The sequence below is a fragment of the Pseudoxanthomonas sp. SGT-18 genome, assembly GCF_003931645.1.
GTDB lineage: Bacteria > Pseudomonadota > Gammaproteobacteria > Xanthomonadales > Xanthomonadaceae > Pseudoxanthomonas.
In genome coordinates this window covers 79,669-92,113 of the sequence record NZ_RRYJ01000005.1, presented here as the reverse complement: position 1 = coordinate 92,113, position 12,445 = coordinate 79,669, and the positions used below count along the sequence as shown (strand labels likewise).

Genomic DNA, 12,445 nt, shown 5'->3' with positions numbered 1-12,445 from the left:
CAAGGCGCGGATACCGGGCCATCTTCATTCCATCATCCCCCGTCAGGCCCATCTGATCAGCCAGGCAGCTTGAAGTCGGCGACCGAGCGGCGCAGGTCGGCAGCCAGCTGCGCCAGGTGTCCGATCGATTCGGCCGTCTGGCCCGCGCCCCGCGAAGTCTGGGCGGAAATCTGGCGGACCACTTCCATGGTCTTGGTGATGTCGGCGGCCGCGCCGGCCTGCTGCTGGGCGGCGACCGAGATGTTCTTGATCAGCTCGTTCAGGGCGTTGGACACGCGCTCGATCTCGGTCAGCGCGGTACCGGCGTCCTCGGCCAGGCGGGCACCGGACACCACCTCGGCGGTGGTCTGCTCCATCGAGCTGACCGCCTCGTTGGTGTCGGCCTGGATCGCCTGGACCAGGCCTTCGATTCGCCGGGTCGCGTTGGAGGTGCGTTCCGCCAGGCGCTGCACTTCGTCCGCCACCACCGCGAAGCCGCGGCCCGTCTCGCCCGCCGCGGCCGCCTGCACGGCCGCGTTGAGCGCCAGGATGTTGGTCTGCTCGGAAATGTCGTTGATCAGTTCCACGATCGAGCCGATCTCCTGGGACGACTCGCCCAGGCGCTTGATGCGCTTGGAGGTCTCCTGGATCTGGTCGCGGATCTGGTCCATGCCATTGATGGTCTCGCGCACCACGCCGGCGCCCTCGGCCGCGATGACCACCGAGCGCTGCGCCACTTCCGCCGATTCGGTGGAGTTGCGCGACACCTGCTCGATGCTGGCCGCGATTTCAGCGATGCGCTGGGAGGCGGCGTTGATCTGCTCGGCCTGGTGGTTGGACGCCTCGGCCAGCTGCAGCGCGGTGGCCTGGGTCTCCTGGGACGAGGCCGCGACCTGCACCGAGGTGTCGTTGATCGTGGTCACCAGGTTGCGCAGCTCGTCCACCGCGTAGTTGATCGCGTCCGCGATCGCGCCGGTCATGTCCTCGGTCACCGAGGCCTTCACCGTCAGGTCGCCTTCACCCAGCGAGCTGATTTCGTCCAGCAGCCGCATGATCGCCTGCTGGTTGCGGCTGTTGAACTCCACCTGGGCCTGGTAGCGCAGCTCCTGCTCGCGCTGGCGGTTGCGCACCGAGCTCCACACGAAGCCGATCAGCGACAGCAGCGCCAGCACGCCGGAAACCACGCCGATCCAGAAGTTCGGGAACACGCGGGTGTCGCGGGCCGAACCGAAGGCGGCGAACGCCTCGAACACGCGCTTGCTGTCCTCCAGCATCTGCGACGAGCCGGCCACCAGGCTGGCGGCCGCGGTCTGCGCGGCGAACAGGTTGCGCGAGCTGGCCAGGATCGCCTCGACGTCCTTGCGCATCTCGTTCCACTGTTCCTGCGACTGCTGCAGGGCGGCCTGGGCGGCGGGGTTGCGGACCTGGGCGATGCCCAGTTCCTCGTTGCCCTCCATCAGGCCGGTCAGCACCTGGGTGAACACCACCGCGTCGCGGGCCAGGGCGTCGCCGGCGGCGCTGGCGCCGGGACCGCCGGCGCGGATCTCGGTGACGCGGCGGGCCATGGTGCCGGCGACCACGACCTGCTGCAGGGCATTGAACACCTGCGCGGCGGGCGCGCCGCCGGCGGTCATCGCGCGCACCACCTCGTTCAGCTGCGCCTGCAGCTGCGGCACGCGGCCGACGAAGCGGTCGGCGTTGCCGGCCAGGGCCAGCACCGCCTCCTCGGACTCAAGGATCTGCGCCGATTGCTGGGCCAGCGGGTTCCAGGTGCGGCCCAGCTGCTGCAGCGGCGCGGCCACGCCCGGCTCGCCGCCGAAGCGCTGCTGCAGCCCGCTCACCGTGCTGACGATGCGGGCGCGGGTCTGGCGGAAGGCGGTGAACGCCTCGGCGTTGCCGCCGACCGCGTCGCGGCCCTGGTTGGCAAGCTGCTGCGAGAGCACCTGCAGGTCGGCCGCGCCGGTGCTGGCGCCGGCCAGCCGGCTGCCCTGGTAGGTCGCCACACCGGTGTTGGTGGCGAACACCACCACCGACAGCACCAGCAGGACCAGCCAGAACCCGGTGCTCACGCCACCCAGGCGGCTGGTCTTCGGGGATTCCGGTGCAGTGCTCATTCGCGTATTGCCTCGATCGGATTCTTGGAGGGGCCGCCGCTCACGCCGCGGCCTGCCTGAATTCAGGGGTACGGGCCAGCCTGGACAGGGAGAACACCGCCCAGTCCGCGCCCTCGCTGTGGAACGCGCGCTCGACGAAGTGGGCGTAGCGGCCGCGGGCCAGCGGCGCCGGGTCGATTGCCTGGTCCTCGCTGAAGGCGCGCTGGCCGTACAGCTCGTCGATGGTCAGCGCCACGTCGCCGCCCTGCTGGCGCATGACCAGCACGCGCTGGCCCTCGTGCAGGACGGTGCGCTCGCCTTCCAGGAACAGCTTCAGGTCGATGACCGGGAACAGGTTGCCGCGCAGGTTGCCGATGCCCAGCAGCCACGGCTGCGCGCCGGGGACGGGCGTCACCGGCGGCATCGGCATGATCTCGACCACCTCGCCGAACTGCGACACCAGCCGCTGCCGGCCGATGCGGTAGCCGACGCCGCGCCAGGTCTCCGGGCCCAGCTCGCGCGCCGGCAGCTGCACCGCGTGCGCCAGGCTGCGGCGCTCGTAGTCGGAAAGGATGTCGAACGGAGTGCGCATCAGGCCGCGCCCACCAGCTGGTTGATGCGCGCCATCAGGTCCTCTTCGCGCGGCGGCTTGACCACGTAGTCCACCGCGCCCTGGCGCATGGCCCAGGCACGGTCGGTCTCCATGCTCTTGGTGCTGACGATCAGCACCGGGATCTTGCTGGTGGCCTCGTCGCGGCTGAGCGCGCGGGTGGCCTGGAAACCACTCATGCCCGGAAGCACCACGTCCATCAGGACGAGGTCGGGCAGCTGCTTGCGTGCCAGTTCAAGTCCGTCCTCGGCGTTGGTCGCGAACAGGACCTGGTGTCCGCCGCGCTCCAGCCACTGGGTGAAGACGGCACGATCGGTCGGCGAATCTTCGATCAGCAGGATTCGAGCCATGTTTTGCCTGCCCCCCGGTCAGGCGTTGACGTACGTACGGATTGCCCCGAGCAGTTCTTCCCGCGTGAATGGCTTGGTGAGGTATTGCTCGGAGCCGACGATGCGGCCGCGCGCCTTGTCGAACAGGCCGTCCTTGGAGGACAGCATGATGACCGGCGTCGACTTGAATTTCTGGTTGCCCTTGATGAGCGCGCAGGTCTGGTAGCCGTCGAGCCGCGGCATCATGATGTCGACGAAGATGATCTGGGGCTGCTGGTCGGCGATCTTGGCCAGCGCCTCGAAGCCGTCGCTGGCCGTGACCACCTCGCAGCCCTCGCGCTTGAGCAGGGTCTCGGCGGTGCGGCGGATGGTCTTTGAGTCGTCGATGACCAGTACCCGCAGGCCACCCAATGCCCCGGCTGGGGCCGTGTTGTCAGTCATTACCCTGGTTCCCCTTGCGCGCGGCGCTTCTTTCATTCCCGGCACCGCTGCTTGGGTGTCTATATCCCAGTACCGGGAAAACCTGTCAAGCCCGGCGTGGGTTTGTGCACCTGCGTCACCGGCGCGGCGCGACCGCCGGCACGCCGCGCGGGCCGGGGCCGCCCGGGCCGGTCGCGGCCGCGGACGATGGGCTAACATCACCGGCCTGCCTTCCCTACGTGTGCGGCCCACCCCAATGCCCCTGGACGTCGTCGTGGTGATGGACCCGATCGGGTCGATCAAGATCGCCAAGGACACCACCTTCGCCATGCTCCTGGAGGCGCAGCGGCGCGGCCACCGCCTGCACTACGTCCGCCCCGGCGGGCTGGGCCTGCGCGACGGCCGCGCCGTGGCCACCGCCGCCCCGCTGCGGGTGCGCGACGACAAGGCCGGCTGGTACGAGCTGGGCGATTACGCCGAGCTGGCATTCGGCCCCGGCCAGGTGGTGCTGATGCGCAAGGACCCGCCGTTCGACGGCGAGTACCTCTATGACACCCACATCCTGGACATCGCCCGGGCGGCCGGGGCGGAGGTGGTGAACAACCCGCAGGGCCTGCGCGACTTCAACGAGAAGCTTGCCGCCCAGCTGTTCCCGCAGTGCTGCCCGCCGACCCGGATCAGCCGCGACCCGGCCGCGCTGAAGGCCTTCGCCGCCGAACACGGCCGGGTGGTGCTCAAGCCGCTGGACGGCATGGGCGGGCGCTCGATCTTCCTCAGCCAGGCCGGCGATCCCAACCTGAACGTGATCCTGGAGACGCTGACCGAGGGCGGGCGCAAGCTGGCCCTGGCCCAGCGCTACATCCCGGAGATCACCGACGGCGACAAGCGCATCCTGCTGATCGACGGGGTGCCGGTGGACTATTGCCTGGCGCGGATCCCGCAGGGCGACGAGTTCCGCGGCAACCTGGCCGCCGGCGGCCGCGGCGTGGGCCGCCCGCTGTCCGAGCGCGACCGCTGGATCGCCGCCCAGGTCGGCCCGGAGATGCGCCGCCGCGGCATGCGCTTCGTCGGCCTGGACGTGATCGGCGACTACCTGACCGAGGTCAACGTCACCAGCCCCACCTGCGTGCGCGAGCTGGACGCGCAGTTCGGCCTGAACATCGCCGGGCTGCTGTTCGACGCCATCGAGGCCGGGCCGGCGGCATGAGCACGGCCCAGGTGGCACCGCCGCGGATCGGGGAGCGGCAGCGCCTGAGCGCCACCCTGGTGCTGTCGGCGCTGGTCCACGGGATCCTGATCCTGGGCCTGGGCTTCGCCTTCCGCGGCGAGGCCCCGCTGGTGCCGACCCTGGACGTGATCTTCAGCAACACCAGCACCGAGCTGACCCCGGAACAGGCCGACTTCCTGGCCCAGGCCAACAACCGTGGTGGCGGCGAGCACGACCGTGCGCAGCGCCCGCGCGACAGCCAGGCCGGCGCGGTGCCACGGGCCGAGCCGGGCGAGGCGCCACTGCCGCAGCAGCGCCAGGACCCGGCGCCGGCCCCGGAGACCCAGGCCCGGGTGGTGGCCAGCCGCCGCGGCGAGGACGCGGTGCCCGAGCCGCAGCCGCGCGAGCAGGCCGATACCCTGCCCCTGGTCAGCCCGGCCAAGGCCGCGCGCGACGCGGAGATGGCGCGGCTGGCGGCCGAGGTCTACCTGCGCTCGGAGCTATACGCCAAGCGCCCGACCCGCAAGTTCGTCTCCGCCAGCACCCGCGAGTACGCCTACGCCAACTACCTGCGCGCCTGGGTGGACCGCGCCGAGCGCATCGGCAACCTCAACTACCCGGACGAGGCCCGGCGCCGCCGCCTCGGCGGCCAGGTGGTGATCAGCGTCGGCGTGCGCCGCGACGGCACGGTGGAAAGCACCCGCATCCTGCGCTCCAGCGGTACCCCGCTGCTGGACGCCTCGGCCGAGCGCATCGTGCGCCTGGCCGAACCGTTCCCGCCGCTGCCGGACACCAATGACGGGGTCGACGTGCTGCACGTCACCCGCACCTGGGTGTTCAAGCCCGGCGGCGAGCTGCACACCGAGTAAGCCGCCACCCGCCCGCCAAGCGGGAAAACGCCGGCCCATGGCCGGCGTTCCCGGGTGCACCGCGGGGCGGGCGGCTCAGTCGCCCTGCCACTGCCCCAGCGCGGCCAGGCCATTGGCCCTGGCCCTGGCGTAGACCAGGTCCTGGGCCTTGCGCAGGTTGTTCTCCATGTCCCGCGCCCACAGCTGCAGCGCGGCCTGCTGCATGGCCCGGCCGTAGGAGAAGCTGAGGGTCCACGGGTTGGGGCCAAGCCGGTTCATCGCGTCCAGGTGCGCGGTGGCGCGCTCATCGTCCTGGCCGCCGGACAGGAACACGATGCCCGGCAGGATCGCCGGCACCGTGGTCTTCAGGCACATCAGGGTGGACTCGGCCACTTCCTGCACGTCGGCCTGCTCCGGGCAGTCCTTGCCGGAAATGACCATCGAGGCCTTCAGGATCGTGCCTTCCAGCAGCACGTTCTGGTCGTACAGCGAGCCGAACAGGGAGCGCAGCACGGCCTCGGTGACCTCGTAGCAGGTCTCGATGTCGTGGCCGCCGTCCATCAGCACCTCCGGCTCGACCACCGGCACCAGGCCCTGCTCCTGGCACAGCGCCGCATAGCGCGCCAGGGCGTGGGCGTTGACGTCGATGCAGGTGCCGGTGGGGATGTCCTCGCCGATGGTGATCACCGCGCGCCACTTGGCGAAACGCGCGCCCAGCCGGTAGTACTCCTGCAGGCGCTCGCGCAGGCCGTCCAGGCCCTCGGTCACCCGCTCGCCGGGGTAGCCGGCCAGCGGCACGGTGCCCTTGTCGACCTTGATGCCCGGCAGGATGCCCTGCCCGGCCATGTACTGCGGGAACGGCACGCCGTCGCCGGTGGCCTGGCGGATGGTCTCGTCGTACAGGATCGCGCCGGAGATGTGCTCGGACAGCTTCGGCGTGGTGAGCAGCAGCTCGCGGTAGGCGCGGCGGTTCTCCCCGCTGTTGTCGATCCCGACCGCGGCGAAGCGCTTGCCGATGGTCGCGGTGGACTCGTCGATGGCGATGATGCCCTTGCCCGGGGCGACGAGCGCCTGCGCGGTTTCGGCCAGCTGTTCGATGCTCATGGGGGGTCCTGCGCGGGGGACGGGGGCCGTGAAGTATAGCCGCCGCCCTCGCCACGCCCCGTGCAGCCCGGCGCGCCGGCAAGGCCCGCAAACAGGACGGGCGCCCGCAGGCGCCCGTCCGTCGCGACAGGTTCCGGCCGACCCTTACAGGTCGCCCAGGCCGCTGGCGCGGCCGTCGGGCCCGACTTCCAGCAGGCGCAGGGTATTGGTCGCGCCGTGGGTTTCCATGTGCTCGCCGGAGGTGAACACCACGCGGTCGCCGCCGGCCAGCATGCCGGCGTCGACCAGCACGCGGATGCTGCCGCGCGCGGCCTCGCGCGGGGTCAGGCCGCGGCTGTCGAAGTTGATCGGGAACACGTCGCGCATCAGCGCCATGCGCCGGCGCGCGCCGTCGTGGCGGGTGATGGCGTAGATCGGGGCCTTGGCGCGGAAGCGCGACAGGTAGCGCGGGGTGCCGCCGGACTCGGTCATGGCCACGATCGCGCGCACGCCGATGTGCTCGGACAGGAACATGGTGGCCATGGCGATGGCCTGGTCGGCGCGCTCCAGGTTGCGCTGGGCCTTGCTGAAGTCGGTCTCGGTCTGGAACTGGCGCTCGGCGCCCAGGCAGATCCGGGCCATCGCCTCCACCGCCTTGACCGGGTAGGCACCGGCGGCGGTCTCGGCCGACAGCATCACCGCGTCGGTGCCGTCGATCACCGCGTTGGCCACGTCCAGCACCTCGGCGCGGGTCGGGATCGGGCTCTCGACCATCGACTGCAGCATCTGGGTGGCGGTGATCACCACGCGGTTGCGCGCCAGCGACTCGCGGATGATCTTCTTCTGCAGGCCCGGCAGCTCGGCGTCGCCGATCTCCACGCCCAGGTCGCCGCGGGCGACCATGACCACGTCGGAGGCCTCGATGATCTCGGCCAGGTTCTCGATCGCCTCGGTGCGCTCGATCTTGGACACCAGCGCCGCGTCGGAGCCGTGCTCGCGGGCGATGCGGCGGGCCTCGTTCATGTCCTCGGCGTTGCGGCAGAAGGACACGGCGATGAAGTCCACGCCGATCTTGGCGGCCACGCCGATCAGCTCGCGGTCGCGGTCGGTCAGCGCGCCCAGGGACAGGCCGCCACCCTGCTTGTTCAGGCCCTTGCGGTCGGACAGCACGCCGTCGTTGAGCACCGTGCAGACGATGCGGGTGCCCTGCACCTGCTCCACGCGCAGCTGCATCAGGCCGTCGTCCAGCAGCAGCACGTCGCCGGGCTTCACGTCGCCGGGCAGGCCCAGGTAGCTGACGCCGACCTGGGTGGCGTCGCCGGCCGGGAAGTCGGCCTCGGCCACCAGATCGAAGCGGTCGCCGGCCTTGAGGTTGACCTTGCCGGTGGCGAAGCGCTCGATGCGGATCTTCGGACCCGGCAGGTCGGCCAGGATGCCGACCTCGGCGCCGACCTTCTGCGCGGCGATGCGGACCTCGGCGGCGCGCTTGGCCTGGCCGGAGGGATCGCCGTGGGAGAAGTTCAGCCGCACGACGTTGACGCCCGCGCGGAACAGCGCCTCGAGGACCCCCGGCGGGTCGGTGGCCGGTCCGAGGGTGGCAAGGATCTTGGTGCGGCGCAGGCGGTCGGTCATCTTGGCAGGGGCTTCCGAAAAGGCAGGGAAAACTATCACAAAGGGCGCACCCGACGGCAGCGCTGTCAATGGCGCAAATCCACATGGGGCAAGGATTTCCCGGCGCATGTCACATACGCCGGAGAATGGGACGCAGCGTGTTGGTACCGCTACCATCCACAGCATCGCATAATCGGGGTGTACCCGCCCATCCCCGCCCCGCGGAGGAGCGGCACAACCGTTGCCCGATCCCAGGAAACGACATGACCAGCACCGACACCTCTTCCCCGTCCCGCCTGCAGCAGCTGCGCGAACTGTCCGTGGTGGTGGCCGACACCGGCGACTACGACGCCATCGCCCGGCTCAAGCCGGTGGACTGCACCACCAACCCCACCCTGGTGAAGAAGGCCCTGGACCTGCCGGTCTACGCCGGGCTGATCGAGCGCGAGCTGGAATGGGCCCGCGCCCAGGGCGCGCCCGGCAAGGCCGTGGTCGACGAGGTCGCCGACCGCCTGACCGTGGGCGTGGGCGCGATGCTCAGCGAGCTGATCCCGGGCCGGGTCTCGACCGAGGTCGACGCCGACCTGGCGCACGACACCGCCGCCACCGTGGCCAAGGCGCGCAAGTTCATCCAGATGTATGCCGAGCGCGGCATCCCGCGCGAGAAGGTGCTGATCAAGGTCGCCGCCACCTGGGAAGGCGTGGAGGCCGCGCGCCAGCTGCAGGCCGAGGGCATCGACTGCAACCTGACCCTGATCTTCAACCCGACCCAGGCCCTGGCCTGCGCCGAGGCCGGCGCGTTCCTGATCTCGCCCTTCGTCGGCCGCATCCTCGACTGGTACAAGGCCCGCGGCCAGGTGCCGGCGAGCATCGACGAGGACCCGGGCGTGAAGTTCGTGCGCGGCGTGTACAACGAGTTCAAGAAGCGCGGCCACGCCACCGTGGTGATGGGCGCCTCGTTCCGCTCGGTGGACCAGGTGCTGGCCCTGGCCGGCTGCGACCGCCTGACCATCTCGCCGGACCTGCTCGAGCAGCTGGCCAGTTCCACCGGCGTGGTGGAGCGCAAGCTGTCGCCGCTGCCGCGCGAGGACCGCGCCGTGGCCCCGGTCACCGCCGAGAGCTTCGCCGCCGACCTGGCCGCCGATGCCATGGCCTCGGAGAAGCTGGCCGAAGGCATCGCCGCCTTCGCCAAGGACCTGGACGCCCTGCGCGCCGACATCGGCGCCCGCCTGGGCGCCTGATCGCCACGGCGGCCCTGCCGCCCCCGGCCCGAACCGGAAAGGCCGCCCCAGGGCGGCCTTTTTCCTTGGGTGCATCGGGCTGCACGACCGCGGTGGCGCCACGGAGGCACGGCCGGTCGGAGCCGCGCCTGGACGCCGCGCCATGCCCATGCCCGCCCGGAACGGCAGCCCCTCCCAAGCCGGCTGCCCGCGCTTGCCGTCGTCCGCGGGCGGCACCGCTCAGATCGGGCAGGACACTCCCGTCCCGCCCAGCCCGCAATAACCGTTCGGGTTCTTGGACAGGTACTGCTGGTGCAGGTCCTCGGCGTAGTAGAACGGCGGCGCCGGGTACAGCAGCTCGGTGGTGACCGGCGGATAGCCGGCTGCCGCCAGCGACGCCTGGTAGGCCTCGAGGCTGGCCTGCGCCGCCGCGTGCTGGGCGGCGGTATGGCTGTGGATGGCCGAGCGGTACTGGGTGCCGACGTCGTTGCCCTGGCGCATGCCCTGGGTCGGGTCGTGGCTTTCCCAGAACAGCTTCAGCAAGTTGGCGAAGTCCACCCGGGCCGGGTCGTAGACCACCCGCACCACCTCGGCATGCCCGGTGCGGCCGGAGCAGACCTCCTCGTAGGTGGGGTTGGGCGTGCCGCCGCCGGCATAGCCGACCGCGGTGGTGAACACCCCCGGCACCTGCCAGAACTTGCGCTCGGCGCCCCAGAAGCAGCCCATGCCGAACTCCACCTGCTCCATGCCGGGGAACTCGCCGCGCAGCGGGCGGCCGTGGACGTGGTGGACGTTGTGCAACGGCAGCGGGTCCGGGCGGCCCGGCAGCAGGTCCTCCGGGCGCGGCATGCGTTGCTTCCAGGCACCGATGCCAAGCAGGGATTCCAGGCTCATGGGGTCTCCTTCAGGCCGGCAGCAGGCCGGGGTCGGCCTCCGGGATGGGGTCCTCCGGGTCGGCCCGCAAGCCGGCGGCGCGCAACGCTGCATCGGCCAGGGGCAGCGAGGAGTCGGGCACGCATACCCGCAGCACCCCGAACAGGGGCAGCTCCCCGGCCGCGCCCAGCAGGTTCTCGCCGAAGACGAAGGCCGGGATCCCGGCGTCCTCCAGCACGTGCCGGGCCAGGTGGGCGTCGATCAGGTTATGGGCGCGGTAGGCGACCTGCATGGGGGCTCCCGGGGGATGGGCTGGCCCCGAGCATACGCCCGGCCGGTCCGGCGGCCCTGAACGGCCGCGGCACCGCGGCCCGGGGACCGCGGTGCTCGGCTAAACTTGCGGTTTGCCTTCGCAGCCCCCGCCACGATGTCCGAAGCCACCACGCCCGCCACCGAAGCCGTTCCCGAGAAGCGCGACTTCATCCGCCAGATCGTCCGCGAGGACCTGGCCAGCGGCAAGCACACCGCGATCAAGACCCGCTTCCCGCCCGAGCCCAACGGCTACCTGCACATCGGCCATGCCAAGGCGATCTGCCTGGACTTCGGCATCGCCGCCGAGTTCGGCGGGCGCTGCAACCTGCGCTTCGACGACACCAACCCGGCCAAGGAAGACCCCGAGTTCGTGCGTGCCATCCAGGACGACGTGCGCTGGCTGGGCTTCGAATGGGCCAGCCTGCGCCATGCCTCGGACTACTTCGAGGTCTACTACCTGGCCGCGGAGAAGCTGATCAAGGACGGCAAGGCCTACGTCTGCGACCTGTCGCCGGAGGAAGTGCGCGCCTACCGCGGCACCCTGACCGAGCCGGGCCGCGAGTCGCCGTACCGCAACCGCAGCGTCGAGGAGAACCTGGACCTGTTCCGGCGCATGCGCGCCGGCGAGTTCCCGGACGGCAGCCGCACCCTGCGCGCCAGGATCGACATGGCCAGCGGCAACATCAACATGCGCGACCCGGCGCTGTACCGGATCAAGCACGTCGAACACCAGAACACCGGCAACGCCTGGCCGATCTACCCGATGTACGACTTCGCCCATTCCCTGGGCGACGCCATCGAGGGCATCACCCACTCCCTGTGCACCCTGGAGTTCGAGGACCACCGTCCGCTGTACGACTGGTGCGTGGACAACGTCGACCTGGCCGGGCACCCGGAGCTGCTGGAGCCGCTGAAGGCCAAGGGCCTGCCGATCGAGGCCGCCAAGCCGCGCCAGATCGAGTTCTCGCGCCTGAACATCAACTACACGGTGATGAGCAAGCGCAAGCTGACCCAGCTGGTCGCCGAAGGCCTGGTCGACGGCTGGGACGACCCGCGCATGTACACCCTGCAGGGACTGCGCCGGCGCGGGTACACCCCGGCCGCGCTGCGCCTGCTGGTGGACCGCGTCGGCATCTCCAAGCAGAACTCGGTGATCGACTTCTCGGTGCTCGAAGGCTGCCTGCGCGAGGACCTGGACGCCACCGCGCCGCGGCGCATGGCGGTGATCGACCCGCTGAAGCTGGTGCTGACCAACCTGGCGGAAGACCACGAGGAGTCGCTCAGCTTCCCGAACCACCCCAAGGACGAGTCGCAGGGCCAGCGCCAGGTGCCGTTCTCGCGCGAGCTGTGGATCGAGCGCGAGGACTTCGCCGAGGTCCCGCCCAAGGGCTGGAAGCGCCTGGTCCCCGGCGGCGAGGCCCGCCTGCGCGGCGCCGGCATCGTGCGCATCGACGAAGTGGTCAAGGACGAGGCGGGCAACGTGGTCGAGCTGCGCGGCTGGCTGGACCCGGAATCGCGCCCGGGCATGGAAGGCGCCAATCGCAAGGTCAAGGGCACCATCCACTGGGTCTCGGCCAGGCATGCCGTGGCCGCGGAGATCCGCCTGTACGACCGCCTGTTCCTGGTCGAGAAGCCGGACGACGAATCCGACGGCAAGACCTACCGCGACCACCTCAACCCGGACTCGAAGAAGATCGTCCGCGGCTGGGTGGAACCGGCCGCCGCCGGGGCTGCGCCGGAGCAGTCGTTCCAGTTCGAGCGCACCGGCTACTTCGTCGCCGACCGCTACGACCACCGCGCCGACGCGCCGGTGTTCAACCGCAGCGTGACCCTGCGCGACACCTGGACCGCCGGCTGATC

At 70.8% G+C, this 12,445-nt stretch carries 12 protein-coding genes; 4 read left to right on the top strand and 8 right to left on the bottom strand.

What is annotated here, in order from left to right:
• Positions 1-56: 56 nt before the first annotated feature.
• The 4 genes from EIM47_RS08490 to pilG are packed head-to-tail and all read right to left on the bottom strand — an operon-like array spanning position 57 to position 3,452.
• A complete protein-coding gene (locus tag EIM47_RS08490; protein WP_125076679.1) occupies positions 57-2,093 on the bottom strand; it encodes a methyl-accepting chemotaxis protein in 2,037 nt (678 codons plus the stop codon).
• 40 nt (positions 2,094-2,133) lie between these two features.
• On the bottom strand, positions 2,134-2,664 hold the full coding sequence (locus EIM47_RS08485) for a chemotaxis protein CheW (protein WP_019398632.1): 531 nt from the start codon (positions 2,662-2,664) through the stop codon (positions 2,134-2,136).
• A complete protein-coding gene (locus EIM47_RS08480; RefSeq protein WP_028915670.1) occupies positions 2,664-3,032 on the bottom strand; it encodes a response regulator in 369 nt (122 codons plus the stop codon). The genes EIM47_RS08485 and EIM47_RS08480 overlap by 1 nt, the downstream gene beginning before the upstream one ends.
• A gap of 18 nt (positions 3,033-3,050) precedes the next feature.
• Complete coding sequence (pilG, locus tag EIM47_RS08475; protein WP_013536059.1) at positions 3,051-3,452, bottom strand: twitching motility response regulator PilG; 402 nt, start codon at positions 3,450-3,452, stop codon at positions 3,051-3,053.
• Positions 3,453-3,687: 235 nt separating this feature from the next.
• On the opposite strand from pilG, the gene gshB reads away from it, so the two are divergent.
• Together gshB and EIM47_RS08465 are read left to right on the top strand one after the other, a co-directional pair.
• Positions 3,688-4,638 carry a glutathione synthase gene (gene gshB / locus EIM47_RS08470; RefSeq protein WP_125076678.1) on the top strand — a complete coding sequence of 317 codons (951 nt, stop codon included), beginning with the start codon at positions 3,688-3,690 and terminating at the stop codon, positions 4,636-4,638.
• Complete coding sequence (locus EIM47_RS08465) at positions 4,635-5,507, top strand: energy transducer TonB (RefSeq protein WP_125076677.1); 873 nt, start codon at positions 4,635-4,637, stop codon at positions 5,505-5,507. The genes gshB and EIM47_RS08465 overlap by 4 nt, the downstream gene beginning before the upstream one ends.
• Positions 5,508-5,582: 75 nt before the next feature.
• Here EIM47_RS08465 and EIM47_RS08460 read toward each other — a convergent pair whose 3' ends face one another.
• Entirely contained in the window at positions 5,583-6,590 is a 1,008-nt protein-coding gene (locus EIM47_RS08460; RefSeq protein ID WP_125076676.1) for a class I fructose-bisphosphate aldolase, read from the bottom strand.
• A 144-nt stretch (positions 6,591-6,734) separates the two neighbouring features.
• Positions 6,735-8,201 (bottom strand): pyruvate kinase, encoded by a 1,467-nt coding sequence (pyk, locus tag EIM47_RS08455; RefSeq protein ID WP_019398638.1) that lies wholly within the window; start codon positions 8,199-8,201, stop codon positions 6,735-6,737.
• 242 nt (positions 8,202-8,443) lie between these two features.
• Here pyk and EIM47_RS08450 point away from each other — a divergent pair, with 242 nt between their 5' ends.
• Positions 8,444-9,421, top strand: coding sequence for a transaldolase (locus tag EIM47_RS08450; protein ID WP_019398639.1), 978 nt, complete (start codon positions 8,444-8,446; stop codon positions 9,419-9,421).
• A gap of 219 nt (positions 9,422-9,640) precedes the next feature.
• Here the strand turns inward: EIM47_RS08450 and msrA are convergent, their stop codons facing one another.
• Together msrA and EIM47_RS08440 are read right to left on the bottom strand one after the other, a co-directional pair.
• Entirely contained in the window at positions 9,641-10,279 is a 639-nt protein-coding gene (gene msrA / locus EIM47_RS08445; RefSeq protein ID WP_026010520.1) for a peptide-methionine (S)-S-oxide reductase MsrA, read from the bottom strand.
• 25 nt (positions 10,280-10,304) lie between these two features.
• Positions 10,305-10,565, bottom strand: coding sequence for a DUF2007 domain-containing protein (locus EIM47_RS08440; RefSeq protein ID WP_019398641.1), 261 nt, complete (start codon positions 10,563-10,565; stop codon positions 10,305-10,307).
• Positions 10,566-10,700: 135 nt separating this feature from the next.
• Between EIM47_RS08440 and EIM47_RS08435 the strand changes: the two genes are divergently transcribed.
• Positions 10,701-12,443, top strand: a complete 1,743-nt coding sequence (locus EIM47_RS08435; RefSeq protein WP_125076675.1) for a glutamine--tRNA ligase/YqeY domain fusion protein — start codon at positions 10,701-10,703, stop codon at positions 12,441-12,443.
• The last annotated feature ends 2 nt before the right edge of the window (positions 12,444-12,445 follow it).